This is a genomic window from Propionivibrio sp. (assembly GCF_047602565.1).
GTDB lineage: Bacteria > Pseudomonadota > Gammaproteobacteria > Burkholderiales > Rhodocyclaceae > Propionivibrio.
On the sequence record NZ_JASGGX010000001.1, the window covers coordinates 804148 to 823494 of the forward strand.

Genomic DNA, 19347 nt, shown 5'->3' on the forward strand with positions numbered 1-19347 from the left:
GTTTGCCAGCCGGCCGGCGGTCGACAGGGAAGGAGAATCGTGAAAACTGGCCTCAAGCGGACCTTGGGTCTCGTCGTCCTCTGCCTGGGCTTCAACGCCTTCGCCGCGGAGAAGATCACGATCATGGTCAGCGGCATCGACAAGCTGATCTACCTCCCGGCCAAGCTCGCGGAGCAGCTCGGCTACCTCAAGGAAACCGGGCTCGACATCGAACTGCTCAGCGAGCCCGCCGGCAGCAACGCCGAAACCGAAATGCTCTCCGGCGTGGCCCACGGCGTCATCGGCTTCTACGACCACACGCTCAGCCTGCAGGCGCGCGGCAAGCTGGTCCAGTCGGTCGTGCAGTTTTCGCACGCGCCGGGCGAAGTCATCCTGGCGTCCCAGACCGCGGCCGGCGACATCCGCGGCCCGGCGGACTTCAAGGGCCGCACGCTCGGCGTCACCGGGCTCGGCTCGTCGACCTACCATCTGACGCGCTACATCGCTTCCCAGGCGGGGCTGAAATCGGCCGACTACCGGCTGGCGCCCGTGGGCGCGGGCGCCTCCTTCATCGCGGCGATGGCCAAGGGCGACATCGACGCCGGCATGACCACCGAGCCGACCATCTCCAAGCTGCTGTCCACCCGGTCGGCGACCGTGGTGGTCGATCTGCGGACCATGGAAACGACCCGCGCGGCGCTCGGCGGCCCGTATCCGGGTGCCTGCCTGTACATGCCGGCGGCCTGGGTCAACCGGCACAAGGAGCAGGTGCGCAAGATCGCCGGCGCCTTCGTGAAGGCCCTGCAGTACATCAGGACCCACAGCAGCGAGGACATCGCCGACAGGATGCCGCAGAGCTTCTACGGCGCGGACAAGGCCCTGTACGTCAAGGCGATCGAGGACAGCAAGCAGATGTTCACCGCCGACGGCGTGATGCCCGAGGAGGGGCCGGCCACCGTGCTCAAGGTCCTGCGCGCCTCGGACAAATCCCTGCAGGGAAAATCCATCAACCTGGCGAACACCTTCACCACGCGCTTCGTCGTTCCGGGCCAGCCCTGATCCGCCGGACCGGCCGCTTCAGCGGCCTGACGGGAAACGGACGTCCACCCGCAGCCCCTGGCCCCCGTCCGGCGTGGACAGCGTGATCCGCGCGCCCAGCGCGTCGCAGATTTCCTTGACGATCGCCATCCCCAGGCCGGAACCGTCGGGATTCGCTTCGTCGACGCGGAAGAAGCGCTCGAACACTCTCCCGCGCAAGGCTTCGGGAATGCCGATGCCGTTGTCGATCACCGACAGCGTGGTTTCGTGCCCGGCCGCCACGACCGAGACGGTCACGTGCCCGGCCCTTCCCATGTGCTGGATGGCGTTGCCCACCAGATTGGTCAGGAGTTCATGCAGCAGGCGCGCCGGCGCCTCGACCGCGGCGTTCTCGTCGAGCGATTCGACGCCCAGTTCGATGCCCTTCTGCTGGCCCAGGGGCGCGAGTTCCTCGATGACGCCGGTGACGACCGGCACGAGCGGGACCTTCCCGGCGGGCGCCGCGCCCTGCCTCGGCTGTTCGAGCGAGGCCAGCATCAGCAGCTGGTTGATGATGCGCGTGCACTTGCCGAGCGTCTTCTGCACCGCCCGCAGCACTTCCTGCTGGACCGGATCAGCACCCGCGGAACGCCGGGCGAAATTGACCTGCGTGCCGATGATGGCGAAGGAATTGCGCAGGTGGTGCGCGGTATCGGCGACGAACTTTTCGTAGGATTTCAAGGTGCGGTCCAGCCGCTGGACGTAGTCGTTCATCGCGTGGATGACGGGCGCGAGTTCGCTCGGCGCGTCCTGCTCGTCGAAGCGCTCCAGCGATCCCGGCTGGCGCGCCTCCAGTGAGCCGCTGAACCCGGCCAGCGGCTTGAGCATCCAGCGGAACGCGATGACCATGAAGAACACGGTCACCGCCATCAGATAGAAATGGCGGCGGATCGTCGAATCCAGCAGGCCGTCCCGGAACTCGTTGTGATTGCGCAGCGTCTGCGCCACCTGCGTGACCACCGAATCGCCGTTCGGGGAGTTCGGGATCACGTAGGAATAGGCGATGACCCGGACGCTCTCTCCGCGCAGAGTCGTCAGGAAGAATTCCTCGCCTTCCTGCCCGATTTCGCCCTGGAACGGCGGCAACTGGTCGTCGCCGGCGATCAGCTGCCCGTCCGACCCGTGGATGGCGTAGGCCACGCGGTCCTTGAAGCGGTTCTTCAGCAGGTCGAACGCGGCCGGCGGCACGCTGATCTCGTATTCGTCGTCGCTGAGCGTCGAACTGCTCGGAGATCATGGCCGCCGCGCCGTGCAGCAGTTGCTGCTGGACCAGCGTGGCGATCTGCTCGCTGCTGCGGAAGGAGACCAGGAGGTCGATGGCGATGATCAGGATCGAAGGCAGGAACACCCAGACGGCGAGCCGGCTCTTCAGGCTGCGCAGGCGGAACAGGCTACTCGGGCGCATACGCCGTCAGCATGTAGCCCAGTCCGCGCAGCGTCACGATCTGCGCCCCGGTGTTCTCGATCTTCTTGCGCAGACGCACGATGTAGATTTCCAGCGCCTTCTCGGAGACGGTGTCTTCGAGCGTGAACAGGCCGTCCACCAGGTCCTTCTTGGACACCGTCTTGCCCGGATAGCGGATCAGCGCCTCAAGCACGGCGTGCTCGCGCGGCGTCAGCGACAGGGCCTTGCCGTCGCTCGAAAAAATCTTCGAATTGGTGTCGTAGCGCAAGCCGCCGCAGGCCAGCACCGGACTCGTCTTGCCCGTGGCGCGTCGCAGCAGCGAACGCAGGCGCGCCTCGAGTTCGAGGATGTTGACCGGCTTCACCAGATAGTCGTCGGCGCCCAGATCGAGATGCCCGATGATGTCCTGCAGGGCGTCCTGCGCGCTGACGATCAGCACCGGCACGTCGTCGTGCCGGTCCCGGATGCGCTTGAGCACCACCTGGCCCTTCATGTCGGGCAGCATCAGGTCGAGCAGGATGGCGTCGTAATTCTGGGTCATCAGGAACTGCAGCGCCTCCGCGCCCGAGAAGGCCTGCTCGACCGCGTACCCCGCCTGCGCGAGCAGACGGGTCATCCAGAAGGACAACTCGCGGTTGTCCTCGACAAGCAGCAGTTTCATCCCCTCCCCGCCCCCGTATCGGCTGTGATGCGCCGTATGAGGCGGCAGTATGCCACGCCGCGCGATCCGGATCAGCGCAAGCGATACCCCTGCGGTTTGTAGGCAAATTGAAGGCATCCGCCTGATAGATTGCCGGCCGAATGCACCGGGATCATGGAGTTCGAATAAAGGTCCCGTGCGACGACGGTGATTTTCGTTTATTCAACTACTGGGAGCAGTCATTCATGAACGATCCGACCACGCTGGCGATTGCCGGCTTCACCATGATCATCGTATTCATGTACCTGATCATGTCCAAGCGCATGTCAGCCATGAACGCGCTCATCCTCATCCCGATCGTCTTCGCGGTCGGCCTGGGCTTCTACGACGCCAAGCTGGGCAAGATGATGTTCGACGGCGTCAAGAAGGTCGCCCCGACCGGCATCATGATCTGCTTCGCCATCCTGTTCTTCGGGATCATGATCGACGCGGGACTGTTCGACCCGATCATCTCGCGCATCCTCAAGGCGGTCCACGGCGACCCGATGAAAGTCTGCGTCGGCACCGCCCTGCTCGCCGCCTTCATCTCGCTGGACGGCGACGGCTCCACCACCTACCTCGTCACCTGCTCGGCCATGCTCGCCGTGCACCGCCGGCTGGGCATCAACCCGATCATCCTGCCCGCGCTCGCGGTCATGGAAAACAGCGTGATGAACATCATCCCGTGGGGCGGCCCGACCGGGCGCGTCCTCGCCTCGCTGAACGTCGAAGCCTCGCAGGTCTTCGTGCCGATGATCCCCGGCATGGTGCTCGGCACCCTGTTCGTCTGCTTCATGGGCTATCGCTGGGGCCTCAAGGAACGCACCCGCCTCGGCGTACTCGACCTCAAGCACGACACCAGCCACGACACCATCGTCGAAGATCCCGAGGTCGCCAAGCTCAAGCGTCCCGAGAAGTTCTGGATCAACGCCGCGCTGGTCGTCGTCCTGATGGTCTGCCTGATGAACGAAGTCCTGCCGCTGGCCATCCTGTTCATTATCGGCACCGCCCTGGCGCTGCTCATCAACTACAAGAACAAGGACCAGCAGGCCCGCATCGCCGCCAACGGCGCCAACGCGACCCCGGTCGTCGCCATGGTCTTCGCGGCCGGCATCTTCATGGGCATCCTGGCCGACACCAAGATGGTCGACGCCATGGCCAAGATGATCATCGCCGGCATCCCGCAATCGTTGGGGCCGCACTTCTCGTTCATCACCGCGCTGGTCAGCCTGCCCGGCACCTTCTTCATGACCAACGACGCCTTCTACTTCGGCGTGCTGCCGGTGCTGGCCAAGGCCGCCGCCGCGTACGGCATCGACGCCGCCGAGATGGGCCGCGCCGCGCTGATCGGCCAGGGCGCCCACCTGCTCAGCCCGCTGGTGCCTTCCACCTACCTGCTGGTCGGCCTGAACAAGGTCGAATTCGGCGACCTGCAGAAATTCGCCCTGCTGCCCGCCGTCGGCATCTCGCTGATCTGGCTGGCGACGGCCGTCGTGCTCGGCCACATCCATCTCTGACCCCCGTCCCGGCGCCTCGTCACAGGCGCCGGAAAGCGAAACCCCGGCTCCGGCCGGGGTTTTTTTATTCTCTGCAGGAGATCGCCCGCCCGGCCCCCTCAGGGAGCCTTGGCAAACAGCGCCACGCCCGGCAACCCAGCGCTGCGCCGTCACATAGACGGTGGCGTCAACGGTGGCCAGCTTGTGCGCGCAGAGCAGGTCCGCCGCCAGCAGCGGCACCGTCAGTAGCGGTCCGCGCGGTCGCGGTAGTCGTCGGTGCGGGTACCCTCCGCGATGCCGTCCAGCTCGTTCAGCTCGGGCACGGGCATCATCAGCACGCCCTTGCCCTTGGGGATGAAGACGAATTCCTGCCCGGCTTGCCAGTGCTGTTCCTCGCGCACGGCCTTGGGAATGGAAATCTGGAACTTGCTGGACAGGGTGGCGGTGGCGGTCATGGTCGCACCTTCGAACCATCGATCAGGATTTGGTAAGAATAAACGGTTTACTCCGGGAAGCCAGTCGCCGTTTGCCTGAGTTAGATCGAAAAAAACCCGGCCGAAGCCGGGTTTTTCACGGATGCCTTTCAGGGCATTGCCTTTACCTCCAGAATCAGCCCGCGCCGAAAAAGAGCGCCACCCGGTAGGTCACGAACGCGGCGAGATAGGCCAGGCCGAACAGATAGCCGGCCATCACCAGCGGGATCGTCCATCCGCCGGTTTCCCGCTTGACCGCCGCCAGGGTCGCCAGGCAGTGCGGCGCGAAGACGAACCAGGCGAGCATGGACAGCGCCGTCGCCAGGCTCCACGAACCGGAAATCTGTTCGCTCAACGCCTCTTCCGTCTCCGCCTCGTCGTCGGAGGACAGCGAATACACCGTGCCCAGCGCGCTGACCACCACTTCGCGCGCCGCCATCGCCGGGATCAGCGCCACGCTGAGCTGCCAGTTGAAGCCGATCGGTTCGAAGACGACGGACATCGCCTTGCCCATCTGGCCGGCGAAGCTGTATTCGATGGCCGACTTGTCGGCGCCTTCCGGCGCCGCCGGATAGCTGGCCAGGAACCACAGCAGCACGCTGGAGATCAGGATGATGCCGCCGACGCGCCTGACGAAGATCGTCGCGCGCTGCCACAGGCCGATGGCGACGTTGCGCACGGTCGGCATGTGATAGCTCGGCAGCTCCATCATCAGCGGCCGCACCTGCCGCCCCGCCGCGGTGAAGCGCTTGAGCAGCCAGGCCACCAGCATGGCGCCGAGCACCCCCGCGAGATACAGGGCGAACAGGACGAGCCCCTGCATCTGGAACGTCCCCCACACTTCCCGCTGCGGGATGAAGGCGCCGATCAGCAGCGCATAGACGGGCAGGCGCGCCGAGCAGGTCATCAGCGGCGCGATCAGGATCGTCACCAGCCGGTCGCGCGGATTGCTGATGGTGCGCGCGGCCATGATGCCGGGAATGGCGCAGGCGAAGCTCGACAGCATCGGAATGAACGAGCGCCCGCTCAGGCCGACCCAGCCCATCAGCCGGTCGAGCAGGAACGCGGCGCGCGGCAGGTAGCCCGATTCCTCCAGCACCAGGATGAAGAAGAAGAGGATCAGGATCTGCGGCAGGAACACCAGCACGCCGCCGGCGCCGGCGATGATGCCGTTGACGATCAGGCTCTTCAGCCAGCCGTCGGCGAGGCGGCTGCCGGCCAGCGCGCCCAGCCATTTCGTGCCCTCCTCGATCATGCCCATCGGCGTTTCGGCCCAGGCGAACACCGCCTGGAAGACCAGGAACAGCACGGCGGCCAGCAGCAGCGGACCGAGCACCGGATGCAGCACGAAACGGTCGATGCGGTCGCTCGCCGCGTGCGGCACGATCTCATCGAGGTCGAGCTTCTGCAGGATCTTGCGCACGGCGAGGTGATCGCCGTGCTCGGACGCCTCGTCCGCCTCGGTTTTCGGCGGCACGGCGCGCCACACGCTCTGGTCGTCGACCAGCGCCAGCAGCGCCTCGACGCCGCTGCTCTGCACCGCCACCGTGCTCACCACCGGCATGCCGAGTTCCGCCGCCAGCGCCTCGGGCGCGACGCGGATGCCGCGCTTCTCGGCGAGATCGGTCATGTTCAGCGCCACCACGCAGGGCAGTCCGAGCCGCTTGATGGCCAGCGCCAGGCGCAGATTGCGGCGCAGGTTGGTGGCATCGACGACGCAGACGACGAGGTCCGGCCGCTTCTCGCCGGTCGCCCGTCCGAACAGGACGTCGCAGGTCACGCGCTCGTCGGGCGAACGCGGATAGAGGCTGTACGCGCCCGGCAAATCGAGCACGCGGACCGCCTTGCCGGAGGCCGTGACGAATTTGCCCTCCTTGCGCTCGACCGTCACCCCGGCGTAGTTGGCGACCTTCTGCCGGCTGCCGGTCAACAGGTTGAACAGCGCGGTCTTGCCGCAGTTGGGGTTGCCGACCAGGGCCATCAGCGGCCCGCTCGGATGCAGGTGGATGACGGCCTCGTTCATGCGCGCGCTCCTTCCGCCACCGCCCGGTCGAGCGACGACGACGCGGCGAAGGCGTCGACCGGCACCACGCTGATACAGGCCGCCTCGGCGCGCCGCAGCGCGAAGGTGGACTGGCCAACGCGCACCACCATCGGATCGCCGCCCGGCACGGCCTTGGCCATCAGGCGCACCTGCTCACCCGGGACGAACCCGATTTCCTCCAGCCAGCGGCCCCATTCCGGCGCCTGCGCCGGCGCGTCGATCCGCAGCACGGCCAGCGCCTCGCCGATGATCGCCCGGTCCAGCGTCGAACACGAAGGAACACAGTCGTTCGTTTTCAAATCAATCTCCCATTACCCCGATCACACGGGCTGGCGCGCGCCAGCCGCATGATCGCTCATCGAAACCTCTCAGAAACGCCAGGTCAGCCCGGCCGTCCACGTATTGGTTTTTGCTTTCGGGCTGTCGTTGTCGGTGGTGCGGATGAAACCGACCGCCAGGTCGAGATCCTTGTTCGCCGAATAGATCGCGCCGATTTCACCATATTTCGCGCGCACCGTGTCGCCGTTGGCGCGCGACCAGTCCACGCCGAAGTCGGCGGCCAGCTTCCATTGTTCCGAGACGTCCCAGACCGGCGCCACCGACAGATGCTTGGTGGTCGCGTTGTCGTCCGAATTGCGGAACCGGTCGCGCCCCACGCCGGCGTTGAAATGGATCGAACCGAACGGCACGTCCTGGCTCAGGATGAAGGTCAGCGCGCCGGAGGTCTTGCCCGTGCCCAGGCCGTCCTCTTCGCGGTGCGAACTGACCGGCGCGGCGATTTCCGGCTTGATCGCCAGGCTGGTGCCGGAATCCTCGTTTTCGAAGAACCGCCACTTGGCGCCGATCACCGTGTTGCTGAAACCGTTGGCGTCGTCGCCCGGCACGCGGATGCGCTGATAGGCGATGCCGGCGTAGACGTTGACCGTGTCGGTCAGGCCGTAGGTGTAGACCACGGGCACGGAATGGACCCGCTCGGTCTCGCCGCCCGCCCGGGTGCGATCGTGGCTGTACGAGACTTCGAGCTGGTTGCCGCCCTCGCCCTGCGTTCCCGTATCGTCGGTGATCAACGGCTGCAGCGCCGAAGAAGACGTCGAAAACGCCGCCAGCGCAGCCAGCAGGGCGGCGGAAGAAAGCAGCCGCGAGGAGTTGAAAGACAGATGTTGCATTTGCGGACCTCCTAGGTTATAAAAAGTTCCATGAGAATGCTTCACATTTTAGGTGACAACGATTATCGCCCGCAACAAGAAAACGAGGGATGCATGAGGCATACATATCCACATGAAAACAAAGGAAATTCCCAAGAGCTCCCAAGCGTTGCCGGCGACGCCGCAGTGGTGTTTTTGCGGAAACGGGGTTGACGCTACACCAAAAATAGTGCGTAATGATAACTATTCGCATTTGTTACATTTGGGGTCTTTCGATGAGAAAGGCTCACAACAACGACGTGTTCGGAAATCGACGATGAGAAATGCTTCCGAATCCCCGGCATCGCCGACAAGCAACGCCCACTTTTTGCCGAAAAGAGAAAGGCCGTGACGGACAACGCTGTTTCACCGGGGAGCACGCCGCGCATTCTGTCGGGCGCGCTGGCGTATCTGGCCCTGCACATGGAAGGGGACGGCGCCTGCCCGCGCGCGGCGTACCTCGCGTCGCTGCTGCTCAACCGCATCGCCGACGATCCGCAGAACGACGCGCAGTTGCGCTGCGAAGCGCAGCGCCTGGCGGAAACCATCGCGGCCGCCGGCGACCATTACGGTCCCGCGCGCCGGAGCCGCTCCCTCCCTTCCGATTCCACGTTTTGATCGATCCAGCGCCATGACCCAGCAACTTCGGCTCGCCGCCATCATCGCCCTGCTCTCCTCGTCCGCCCTGCGCGGCACGACGGCCAGCAAGGGCGCCGCCCTGTGCATGCACCTGGAGACCCTGCTGAAGCAGCCGGACGCGCTCGACGGCCACCTCCGGGAGACTCTCGCCGCGGCGCTCAAGGAATGGAAGCTCGCCGCCCACGTCCAGTCCTGCCCGCCGCAGCACCGGACCAACCTGTCGTCAGCGCCGGCTGTATTGCACTGACCGTCTCACCACCCTCGCTTCGATTGGAGAAACAACCATGTCGCGTTATACCGGACCCCGACGCAAAGTCATGCGCGCGCTAGGCGTTGACCTGCCCGGCCTGTCCCGCAAAAGCACCGAAGGCCACAACCATCCGCCCGGCCAGCACGGCCTGCAGAAGGCGAACCGGAAAAAGTCCGAGTTCGGGCTGCAGCTGATGGAGAAGCAGAAACTGCGCTTCAACTACGGCGTGACGGAAACCCAGCTGCGGCGCATCGTCGAGGAAGCCAAGCGGCAGAAGGGCGCCACCGGCAACCGCATCGTCGAACTGCTCGAACGCCGGCTCGACAACATGGTCTTCCGCGCCGGTTTCGCGCCGACGATTCCCGCGGCCCGGCAGATGGTCAACCACGGGCACATCCAGCTCAACGGGCGCCGGGCCACCATCCCGTCGATCCGCGTGCGCGCCGGCGACGTGTTCGGGCCGACCGAAGGCGGCAAGAAGCTCGAACTGCTGCAGGCCACGCTCAAGGACCCTGCGCTCGAACGCCCGGAATGGATCGCGCTCGATGCGCAGGCGCCGTCCGCCCAGCTGACGCACCTGCCGGAGGGCGCCGACGCGGCGCCGTTCCCGCTCGACGTGCAGCGCGTCGTCGAATATTACGCAACCCGCATCTAGCCGGATGGCACGGGCAATGTCCGGGAACAGCCTGATCATCAGCGTGCTGATCGCGGGCGCGGTGCTGTTCCTGGTATTGCAATTCGGCTGAACGGACGCCGCGGACGGCCATGACGGACACAAAAGCGGCGAAACATCCAGGCCATCAATCGAGAGAGTCCTTGCCATGCGGTACTGGTTCTTCTGCTTTCTGAGCGGCTTGCTGCTGGCCCTGTCGGCCGCGGCCGCGACCTCTTCGGCGCCGGACTTCCCGGCGCTGGCGCGCGACATCGAGCGGCGCCTGGACCTGGCGGCGGAGCTTTATGCCAAGCAGGACGCCACCGAGGCGCGGGCCCAGGTGCAGGGCGCCTATTTCGAGGTGTTCGAGAACCTGGAGGGGCCGATCCGCATCAACCTGTCGGCGCAGAAGAGCATCGAGATGGAAAGCGCGTTCGGCGAGATTCGCAAGATGATCGCCGCGGGGCGCCCGCACGCCGAGGTCGCCGCGCGCATCGGCAAGCTCAAGGCCGAGATCGACGAGGTGGTGCCGCACCTGAGCAGCGGCCACCAGCTGGTGGCCGAAAGCCAGCACGGCGGTTATGACGATCCGCGCATCCTGCCCCATTGGCGGCAAAGCATGCAGATCATCGACGACCGGCTGGCCGAGGCCATGAGCGCCCACGAGGCGGGCAAGGTGGAGGAGGTGCGCCAGAAGATCCAGCAGGCGCAGTACGACGGCTACAAGAACTCCGAAATGGAAATCGCCATTCGCCAGTTCCGTTCCAGCGAACAGTCGGGCGCCATCAACAAGCAATTCACCAAGCTGATGGAACTGGCCGAAAAGCAGGCCACGCACGGCGAATTCGGCTACGAGATCACCAACCTGCTGCAGGACATCGGCGACCTGCTGCCCGACCTGCCGGCCACCCGTCCGGACCAGAACCCGCAGCCGGCCGCCGCCGACGCGCAGGGCGCCAACACCGACTGGAAAAAGGTCGTCGCCGACATCGACGCCGCCGTCGCCGCCGCCATCGCCCAGTACAAGAACGGCGACGCCAAGCAGGCCATCATGGCCGTGCAGGACGGCTACTTCGACCTGTTCGAGGCCTCCGGCATGGAGAACAAGGTCGGCGCGCGCGATGCCGGCGTCAAGACCACGCTGGAAGGCTACTTCACGCGCATGGTCAGCCTGATGAAGGCGGGCCGGCCGGCCGACGAGGTCGCCGCCCAGGCCGCCTCGCTCAACGCCGACCTGAACAAGGCGGCCGAGATGCTCGGCGGCTCCGGCCAGCAGAGCAGCTGGGGCCTGTTCATCTACAGCCTGCTGATCATCCTGCGCGAAGGGCTGGAGGCGCTGCTGATCGTCGCCGCGATCGTCGCCTACCTGGTCAAGAACCAGCATCGCGACAAGCTGCCGCTGATCCGCCAGTCGGTGCTCGTGGCGCTCGGCGCCAGCGTGGTCACCGCCCTGCTGTTCCAGATGCTGTTCGCCAACTCCGGGGCCAGCCGCGAGCTGCTGGAAGGCTTCACCATGCTGATCGCGGTGGTGATGCTGTTCTCGATGAGCTATTGGCTGCTGTCCAAGATCGAGGCGCGCCACTGGAAGGCCTATCTCGAAGGCAAGCTGTCTCAGTCGCTGAGCAAGGGCTCGCTGGTCGGGCTGTGGCTGACCAGCTTCCTCGCCGTGTATCGCGAGGGCGCCGAGACCGTGCTGTTCTACTTCGCCCTGTTCGGCGACGCCTCCTCCACGGCCGACATGGCATCCATCGGCGCGGGTTTCGTGGCCGGCTCCGTCCTGCTGCTCGCCGCCTACCTGGTGATGCGCTACACGGTCGTCAAGCTGCCGCTCAAGCCCTTCTTCCTCTTCACCGGTTCGTTCATGTACCTGATGGCCTTCGTCTTCGCCGGCAAGGGCGTGCTCGAACTGATCGAAGGCAAGCTGTTCCAGCCCACGCTGCTGCCGGGTGCGCCCGAGATCGGCTGGCTGGGCATCTACCCCTATGTCGAGACCCTGGCGCCGCAGGCGGCACTGATCGTTGCCGCACTGGTCGCGCTGTGGGTCATGGCGCGCCAGCGCGCCGGCAGCCCTACCCCGCAGAACACCGCGGTTTCCTGAGTCTTTTTCCCGTTCCGGGTCTTTTCTAAAAAGGTAAAACCACCATGGACTTCCGTAAAACCCTGTACTCCGGCGCCTGCGCCGTCGCCATGTTCACCGCCACCCAGGCGTTCGCCTTCAAGGAATATCCGGCCGGGGAGCCGGTGACGATGAACGAGATGGAGATCGCCGCCGTCTACCTGCAGCCCATCGACATGGAACCGCGCGGCATGGGCCTGCCGGCCGCCAAGTCCGACATCCACCTGGAAGCCGACATCAGCGCCACCGAGGGCAACAAGAACGGCTTCGGCAAGGGCGAGTGGATGCCCTACCTGACCATTTCCTACACCCTGGTCAACAAGGACACCGGCGCCAAGCAGACCGGCACCTTCATGCCCATGGTGGCCAGCGACGGTCCCCACTACGGCAACAACATCAAGATGATGGGCGTGGGCAACTACACCGTGACCTACCACATCGAGCCGCCGCCCAAGGCCGGCATGCACCGCCATACCGACAAGGAAACCGGCGTAGCCCGCTGGTGGAAGCCCTTTGACGTCAAGTTCGACTTCAAGTACACCGGCCTCAACTAAGACGGTGCCCGCCGCACGGCAAAACGGCTGGTTCCACGGAACCGGCCGCTTGCGTTTCAAGGAGCCGCGCGCCGACGCCGTCGGCGCGCCCATTTATCGATGAGCCATTTCTTCGTCCTGGTCCTGCAAAGTTTCCTGATCCCGGTCCTGCTGCTGGGCCAGCACTGGAGCGCGCAGGCGCGCGTGCCCGCGCCGCGCATCGCGCTGGCGACGGTGATCGCGCTCGCCGCCGGCACGGCGCTGGGCGCCGTGTGGCCGGCCGAGCAGACCTTCGTGCTGGGCGCCACGCTGGCGCAGATCGCCATCCTGGTCCTGCTGGTCGGCCCGCGTGCGCTGCGCCGTCCGCCCCTGGCGCTCGCCCTGCACGCGCTGGTGATCGCCATGGCGGCCTTCCGCTGGGGACAGAACCCGCAGCTCAAGGCCGTCACGCCGACCGGCATCGTCAATACCGACCTGCTGCTGAACACCGCCGCCATCGCCGGCGCCTTCGCCACGGTGGCGGCGCTGGCCTTCCTGCTGGCCTGGATGGAGCGGCGCCAGCCGCGCTGGCGGCGGCCGTTCATGGCGCTTCTCGCCCTCCTGCTGCTGGTGCCGCTGACCGGCGAGCTGATGCTGGCGCTGGTCAAACTGCAGGTGCTGCCGCTGACCCGCGGCTGGATCAGCGTCATCGCCCGCGCGACGGCGTTCTCCGGCCAGCTCGGCTACGCCGCTCTGGCCCTGCTGCTGGCGCGCGCCGGCCTGTACGCCGCCGGCGTGGTGCTGCCGCAGCGCGCCGTCATGCGGCAGGAAGCGAACGCCATCGCCCGCCGCCAGGCCACGGCGAAGTACCGCGAGACGCGCCGCGTGCTGGTGAGCACGCTGGCGCTGCTGCCGCTGGCCGGCAGCGTGCAGTGGTACTGGAAGGCCGTCGCCTCGCGCCCGCCGCGCCTGTCGGAGGCCACCCGGGTCGCGCTCGACGCCGGCGACGAGATCCGGCTGGCCGTGGAGCCGCTGCGCGACGGCCGCCTGCACCGCTTCGCCTGGGTGGCGGAGGACGGCAAGCTGGTGCGCTTCTTCGTCATCAACCGCTATCCGGACAAGCTCAGCCTGGCCGTGGTGTTCGACGCCTGCCTGCTGTGCGGCGACCAGGGCTACGCGCAGCAGGGCGACCAGGTCACCTGCGTGGCCTGCGGCGTGTATCTGTTCACCCCGTCGATCGGCAAGCCCGGCGGCTGCAACCCGGTGCCCATCGAAGGCTGGCAGGTCGAGGGCGACGCCCTGCGCATTCCGCGCGCCAGCCTGGAGGCCGGCCAGCCCATGTTCACCACCGTGGTGGAACTGACCGTGACCGACCCGGTGGACGGCAGCCAGCTCAAGAACACCACCGCCGAGTACAGCTACACGCATGGCTCGCGCACCTATTTCTTCAACGATCCGGCGCATTACGAAGCCTTCCGCGAGGCGCCGGAAAAATACCTGCAGGAGCCCTAGCCGTGTTCTGGCGAATCGTTCGTCAATCCTGGCGGCGCAACCCGCGCCGCCGGCTGCTGGCGGTGCTGACGGTGTTCCTCGCCGCCGGACTGGTGTCGGCGCTGATGGCCGTGTCCATCGACGTCGGCGACAAGATGGCGCGCGAGCTGAAATCCTACGGCGCCAACATCCTCATCGAGCCGGCCGGCCAGGCCACCCTGCCCGCGCTGTTCGGCGAGCAGGACAGTCCCCTGACCGGGCAGGATTTCCTCGACGAGGAGGAACTGCCGGTGATCAAGGACATCTTCTGGCGCAACAACATCGTCGGCTTCGCGCCGCTGCTCTCCGGCGTCGTGCACGCCACGCAGGGAAAAGAGCAACGCGAGGTCGGCGTGCTCGGCACCTTCTTCGACCAGCCGCTGGCGGTGCCGGACGAGGACGACTTCCACACCGGCCAGAAGATCATCAGCCCGTACTGGAAGGTGGAGGGCGCATGGCCCGCCGACGGGGAGGCGCAGGCCCTGGCCGGCCGGCATCTGGCCGCGCGCGCCGGCTGGAACGTCGGCACCGTGCTGACGCTGGAGGGCCCCGGCGGACGGCAGGAGGTCGCCATCACCGGCCTGCTCACCACCGGCGGCGAGGAGGAAACCCGACTGGTCCTGCCGCTCGCCCGGGCGCAGGAATTGCTCGACCTGCCCGGCAAGGTGCAGGCGGTGCGCGTCTCCGCGCTGACCGTGCCGGAGACCCAGCTCTCGCGCAAGGCGCGGCGCGGCGTGGACAGCCTCGACGCCGAGGAATACGACCTGTGGTACTGCACCGCCTACGTCTCCTCGATCGCCCACCAGCTCGAAGAAGCCATCTCCGGCTCGGTGGTGCGGCCGATCTGGCAGGTGGCGGCCTCGGAAGGCGCGATCATCCGCAAGATCCAGATCCTGCTGGCGGTGGTCACGCTGGCCGCGCTGGTCGCCTCGGCGATGGGCATCGCCTCGCTGATGACCAGCACGATCATGGAACGCTCGCGCGAGATCGGACTGATGAAGGCGCTCGGCGCGCGGCCCTGGCAGATCCTGCTGGTGTTCTACGCCGACGCCGTGCTGGCCGGCCTGATCGGCGGCGCGCTCGGCTGCCTGGCCGGCTGGGGCGTGGCGCGCGCCATCGGCATGGCGCTGTTCGGCACGCCGCTCGGCTTCGCCTGGGTCGTGGTGCCCTGCGTGCTGCTGCTCTCGGCGTTCATCGCGGTGAGCGGCACCTGGCTGCCGGCGCGGCGCATCGCCCGCCTGTATCCGGTGGAGGTGCTCTATGGCCGCCACTGAGACCGTTTTGGGCACCGGCCCGAAACCCGGCATGCTGCCGGACGCCGTCGCGCGGCGCCGCCGCGCCATGTTCTGGCACCTGGTGCTGCGCGCCCTGCGCCTGCGCCGGCAACGGGTGCTGGTGGTCTTCGGCGCGCTGGCCGTGGGCGCGGCCATCGTCACCGCCATGGCCGCGGTGTATTTCGACATCAACGCCAAGATGAGCCAGGAGCTGCGCAGCTTCGGCGCCAACTTCTACGTCGGGCCGGGCGGCACCGGCCGCATGGCCGAGGCGGACTACGACGCCGTGCTCGCCGCCGCGCCGACGGGGCTCGTCACCGCCGCCAGCCCGTATCTGTACGGCATGGCCCGCACCGAGAAGGAAAAGGTGGTGATGCTCGGCCTGTCCTTCGCCAGCCTGCGCCAGCTGGTGCCCTACTGGCAGGTCAGCGGCAACTGGATCGGCGTCGACTTCGACGACCGCAGCGCCATGCTCGGGCGCAAGCTCGCCGAGCGCCTGGAGCTGCAGCCCGGCGGCACGCTGACGCTGGTCGAGGGCGGCGCGCGCAAGGCGCTGCGCGTGCGCGGCCTGATCGAAGCGGGCGACGCCACCGACAACCTGCTGGTGGTCACCCTGGGCCTCGCCCAGCGCTGGCTGGACGCGCCCGGCCAGATCAGCCACGCGCTGTTCAGCCTGGACAGCAACCTCGGCCGGGCCGACGGCTTCGCCACGCGCATGCGCGACGAGCACCCGGATCTCGACGTGCGCCCGATCCTCAAGGTCTCCGCCAGCGAGGGCCAGGTGCTGGACAAGATCAAGGGCCTGATGGGACTCGTCTCGGTGGTGATCCTGGTGCTGTCCACGCTGTGCGTGAACACCACGCTGATCGCCATCGTCGGCGAGCGCGCGCGCGAGTTCGCGCTGCAGAAGGCGCTCGGCGCGCGCGACCGCGACCTCGTCCTGCAAATCCTGGCCGAGACCGGCCTGACCGCGCTGGCCGCCACCGTCACCGGCTGCGCGCTCGGCTACCTGCTGGCGCAGGGGCTCGGCCGCGCGGTCTTCTCGGCCGCCATCGACCTGCGTTGGCCGGTGCTGCCGCTGACCATCGCCAGCCTGTCGCTGGTGGCGCTGGCCGCCGCCGTGGCGCCGATGCGGCGCATCATGCAGATCCAGCCGGCGGCCGTACTGAAAGGGGAATGACCCGAATGACCGGAACAACCAACTCGCAGCCGGTGATCGAAACCCGGCATCTCAGCAAACGCTTCGGCGCCGTGACCGCGCTCGACGACGTCAACCTCGCCGTCGAACGCGGCGAATTCGTTGCCTTCATGGGCGCTTCCGGCTCGGGCAAGACCACCTTGCTGAACATCCTGACCTGCCTGGACACCGCCACGTCCGGCCAGGTGCTGCTCGACGGCGTCGATGCCGCCGGCTTCGACGAGGAGCGCCGGCGCGCCTTCCGCGCCGAGCGCATCGGCCTGGTCTTCCAGCAGTTCCACCTGATCCCCTTCCTCTCCGCGCTGGAAAACGTGATGCTCGGCCAGTACTACCACAGCGTGGTCGACGAGGCGGCCGCGCGGCAGGTGCTGGAGCACGTCGGGCTCGGCCACCGCGTCACCCACCTGCCCAGCCAGCTCTCCGGCGGCGAACAGCAGCGCGTGTGCATCGCGCGCGCGCTGGTCAACGAACCGCCGTTGATCTTCGCCGACGAGCCGACCGGCAACCTGGACGAAGAGAACGAACGCCTGGTGCTGGACCTGCTGCGCGAACTGCACGGCCAGGGCCGCACCATCGTCATGGTCACCCACAACCCGGAACTCGGCCGCTTTGCCGACCGCATCATCCGCCTGCACCACGGGAGGGTCGTCGATGAAAACATGGTTCCCGCCTAGACTGCGCGCGGCGCTGGCCGCCGCGTTCCTGCTCGCCGCGCTGGCCGGCTGCCGGGAGGAAAAGCTCGTCGTCGGCGAACCCGCGCCGGCGCTCGCCGCCACCGATCCGGCCGGCGAACCGGCCTCGCTCGCGGCCTGGCGCGGGCAGCCGGTGTTCCTGACCTTCTGGTCGGCCGGCTGCGGCAGCTGCATCGTCGAGATGAAGCAGCTGGAGACGCTGGCCCGCGCGCATGATGGCAAGGTCGCGGTGGTGGCGGTCAACGTCGACGCCGCACCGCCCAACGTGCAGGAAGTCCGCCGGCGCCACGGCTTCACCTTCCCGCTGCTGCAGGATTCGCTCGGCATCTCGCTCGAACGCTACGCGGTGATCGGCACGCCGACCTCGGTGCTGGTCGACGCCCGCGGCCGCGTCGTGTCCCACCACGTCGGCATGCAGACGCCCGCCGAACTGAGCAACGCCTTCTCCGCCCTGGCGGCTTCCGCGCCCGTCCCGGCCACGCCGGGGACGTGATCCTGCGCGGCACCACCGCGATGGGACCTGCCGGCCTCGCCGGCCGGAGTCCCGCAGCCGTTTCCCACGCCGTCATTCCCGCAGCGCGGGCCGTATCGCGGCACGCGCTGCGGGCTCCGCGCGCACGGCTTCATTCCATGAAGTTCGCATGAGACGATGCGCGTCGTCGCCGTTCCAAAAAAAATCAGGACCGCGATTGCGAAAAGCTATTGCAACCATTAATGAGTTTCATTATCATTAAGAACGTTCTGATTTCAAAAGGGAGGGAAACACGGTGGAAACGCCCGACCGCATTGGCGCGGCCAAGGCTAGCAGCCAGGTTCTGGCGAAGCTGACCGATCTCTATTTCGAAGCATTCAATCACGACGGTTTTGCCGAGATTCGCGTGGAAATGCGCATTCTCCGTCGTGGGCAGAAGGAAATCATTCTGCATTGCGGCAAGCAGTACCGCTTCGTCGTCGATTGCGCGATGGCGTAAGGCGGCAGTCACAAGAAAAGCCGCTTGAGGCGGCCGCAGCACAAGATTTAACACCAGACATTCTGGCCAGGGCGGGCCTGGCAGATGGGCTTTACAGGCTGGCGACGTGGGGTCGCGGCGAATCCATCCGGAGCGATCCGGGCTTTCGTTGAAACCTGGAGCAGGAGTTCCCGGGGCGGGAATCCGAGACCATTTGCTAGGAAATTTCACATGCTGAGCAAACTCATGGCCCTCACCCGGGCCGAACTCAAGTCGAAGCTGCAAGCCATCGACGCCTCCGCCGTCAAGGGACGCAACCTGCGCCGCAAGTTCGAACAGATCCGCAGCAAGAAGGAAGGCGGCTTCACCCTCCTCGAACTGCTCGTCGTCGTCGCCATCCTCGCCGCGATCGCCGGCACCGCCACGATCATGCTGCAGGACACCGACCGCAAGGCGTCCGCCGCCGCGCACGTGGCGATGATGGATGAACTGTCCAAGGGCATCCAGACCTTCCGCGTGCTGAACTCGGGCCAGTATCCGGACCGTTGGGATTCGCTGTTGCAGAATACGACGTCTGTCCTTACCGGCGCGTCTCCGCTGGCCATTCTCTCCAGCGATCTTTTGGGTTCCATCGCCGTTAACGCGACTGCGCTGACCGCCGCGGAAGTCACTGCCCTCGATTCCGTCGGCATCAAGAATCTGCGCATGGTCGATACGGGAGCGACCTGCGGCGCCACGCTGACGACGCAGCAAGCCGCCATCAACGACAAGACCAACGACATCACGGCGCAGAATATCTATCGCATCCCCACCGCGAACGGATGCGGTCTTGCGGATGATGCTCCGATCATCGCCGGAGCCCCGCTGATGCTCTGGAGTGCTGCCGGCAACAAGCGCGTCAACGCCTTCAATCTCAACGACGTCGTTGACGGCGAGACACTTGCGGCGGACGACAAGCTCGTCGCCTTCGGCGTCGGCCCGGACTCCTCGCTGTTCCGTCCGGACATCATCGGCGCGCTGTCCAACGTGCCGGTCTATCGCCACGTCCAGCCGGATGAGTACAACCGCTTCGTCGTCCTGTTCAAGGTCAGCGGCGTCGGCATCAACGGCCAGGCCACCTTCCAGGCCATCGTCGACGGCGCCGGCGACACCAAGGACGAGGAACTGGGCGAACTCGACAACGTCCGCGCGACCTGA

20 protein-coding genes and 1 pseudogene are annotated in these 19347 nt (G+C 66.6%); 14 read left to right on the plus strand and 7 right to left on the minus strand.

Annotation, left to right across the window (positions count from 1 at the left end; genetic code table 11):
* Positions 1-39 precede the first annotated feature (39 nt).
* Positions 40-1038: an ABC transporter substrate-binding protein gene (locus tag QM701_RS03665; RefSeq protein ID WP_415165737.1), complete on the plus strand. Its 999-nt coding sequence runs from the start codon at positions 40-42 to the stop codon at positions 1036-1038.
* A gap of 18 nt (positions 1039-1056) precedes the next feature.
* On the opposite strand, the gene QM701_RS03670 is transcribed toward QM701_RS03665, so the two are convergent.
* From QM701_RS03670 to QM701_RS03680, 3 genes and pseudogenes are all read right to left on the minus strand, one after another.
* Positions 1057-1926, minus strand: coding sequence for a sensor histidine kinase (locus QM701_RS03670; protein WP_415169340.1), 870 nt, complete (start codon positions 1924-1926; stop codon positions 1057-1059).
* Between the two features lie 57 nt (positions 1927-1983).
* Positions 1984-2256, minus strand: a pseudogene (locus QM701_RS03675) (sensor histidine kinase N-terminal domain-containing protein); the annotation flags it as partial.
* A 191-nt stretch (positions 2257-2447) separates the two neighbouring features.
* On the minus strand, positions 2448-3122 hold the full coding sequence (locus tag QM701_RS03680; RefSeq protein WP_415165738.1) for a response regulator: 675 nt from the start codon (positions 3120-3122) through the stop codon (positions 2448-2450).
* Between the two features lie 224 nt (positions 3123-3346).
* On the opposite strand from QM701_RS03680, the gene QM701_RS03685 reads away from it, so the two are divergent.
* A complete protein-coding gene (locus QM701_RS03685) occupies positions 3347-4657 on the plus strand; it encodes a CitMHS family transporter (RefSeq protein ID WP_415165739.1) in 1311 nt (436 codons plus the stop codon).
* A 221-nt stretch (positions 4658-4878) separates the two neighbouring features.
* On the opposite strand, the gene QM701_RS03690 is transcribed toward QM701_RS03685, so the two are convergent.
* The 4 genes from QM701_RS03690 to QM701_RS03705 form a co-directional block, all read right to left on the minus strand.
* Positions 4879-5091, minus strand: coding sequence for an AbrB/MazE/SpoVT family DNA-binding domain-containing protein (locus tag QM701_RS03690; protein ID WP_415165740.1), 213 nt, complete (start codon positions 5089-5091; stop codon positions 4879-4881).
* Positions 5092-5245: 154 nt separating this feature from the next.
* Entirely contained in the window at positions 5246-7132 is a 1887-nt protein-coding gene (gene feoB / locus QM701_RS03695; protein ID WP_415165741.1) for a ferrous iron transport protein B, read from the minus strand.
* Positions 7129-7452, minus strand: a complete 324-nt coding sequence (locus QM701_RS03700) for a FeoA family protein (RefSeq protein WP_415165742.1) — start codon at positions 7450-7452, stop codon at positions 7129-7131. The genes feoB and QM701_RS03700 overlap by 4 nt, the downstream gene beginning before the upstream one ends.
* A gap of 69 nt (positions 7453-7521) precedes the next feature.
* Positions 7522-8319 (minus strand): transporter, encoded by a 798-nt coding sequence (locus QM701_RS03705; RefSeq protein WP_415165743.1) that lies wholly within the window; start codon positions 8317-8319, stop codon positions 7522-7524.
* Between the two features lie 366 nt (positions 8320-8685).
* On the opposite strand from QM701_RS03705, the gene QM701_RS03710 reads away from it, so the two are divergent.
* The 12 genes from QM701_RS03710 to QM701_RS03765 all read left to right on the plus strand — a co-directional run bounded on the left by QM701_RS03710 (position 8686) and on the right by QM701_RS03765 (position 19347).
* Complete coding sequence (locus tag QM701_RS03710) at positions 8686-8955, plus strand: hypothetical protein (protein ID WP_415165744.1); 270 nt, start codon at positions 8686-8688, stop codon at positions 8953-8955.
* A 13-nt stretch (positions 8956-8968) separates the two neighbouring features.
* Complete coding sequence (locus QM701_RS03715; RefSeq protein ID WP_415165745.1) at positions 8969-9223, plus strand: hypothetical protein; 255 nt, start codon at positions 8969-8971, stop codon at positions 9221-9223.
* Between the two features lie 37 nt (positions 9224-9260).
* Positions 9261-9881, plus strand: a complete 621-nt coding sequence (rpsD, locus tag QM701_RS03720) for a 30S ribosomal protein S4 (RefSeq protein WP_415165746.1) — start codon at positions 9261-9263, stop codon at positions 9879-9881.
* 166 nt (positions 9882-10047) lie between these two features.
* Complete coding sequence (locus QM701_RS03725) at positions 10048-11976, plus strand: FTR1 family protein (protein WP_415165747.1); 1929 nt, start codon at positions 10048-10050, stop codon at positions 11974-11976.
* Between the two features lie 44 nt (positions 11977-12020).
* A complete protein-coding gene (locus QM701_RS03730; protein WP_415165748.1) occupies positions 12021-12548 on the plus strand; it encodes an iron transporter in 528 nt (175 codons plus the stop codon).
* A 99-nt stretch (positions 12549-12647) separates the two neighbouring features.
* Positions 12648-14018, plus strand: coding sequence for a Fe-S-containing protein (locus tag QM701_RS03735; RefSeq protein WP_415165749.1), 1371 nt, complete (start codon positions 12648-12650; stop codon positions 14016-14018).
* Positions 14019-14020: 2 nt separating this feature from the next.
* On the plus strand, positions 14021-15310 hold the full coding sequence (locus tag QM701_RS03740) for an ABC transporter permease (protein ID WP_415165750.1): 1290 nt from the start codon (positions 14021-14023) through the stop codon (positions 15308-15310).
* The gene (locus QM701_RS03745; protein WP_415165751.1) at positions 15297-16490 is read left to right on the plus strand and encodes an ABC transporter permease; all 1194 of its coding nucleotides are present in this window, start codon (positions 15297-15299) and stop codon (positions 16488-16490) included. The genes QM701_RS03740 and QM701_RS03745 overlap by 14 nt, the downstream gene beginning before the upstream one ends.
* 5 nt (positions 16491-16495) lie before the next feature.
* Positions 16496-17182: an ABC transporter ATP-binding protein gene (locus QM701_RS03750; protein ID WP_415165752.1), complete on the plus strand. Its 687-nt coding sequence runs from the start codon at positions 16496-16498 to the stop codon at positions 17180-17182.
* Positions 17160-17693: a TlpA family protein disulfide reductase gene (locus QM701_RS03755; protein WP_415165753.1), complete on the plus strand. Its 534-nt coding sequence runs from the start codon at positions 17160-17162 to the stop codon at positions 17691-17693. Before QM701_RS03750 ends, QM701_RS03755 begins: the two co-directional genes overlap by 23 nt.
* A gap of 274 nt (positions 17694-17967) precedes the next feature.
* On the plus strand, positions 17968-18171 hold the full coding sequence (locus QM701_RS03760; RefSeq protein WP_415165754.1) for a hypothetical protein: 204 nt from the start codon (positions 17968-17970) through the stop codon (positions 18169-18171).
* A 210-nt stretch (positions 18172-18381) separates the two neighbouring features.
* Entirely contained in the window at positions 18382-19347 is a 966-nt protein-coding gene (locus QM701_RS03765) for a type II secretion system protein (protein ID WP_415165755.1), read from the plus strand.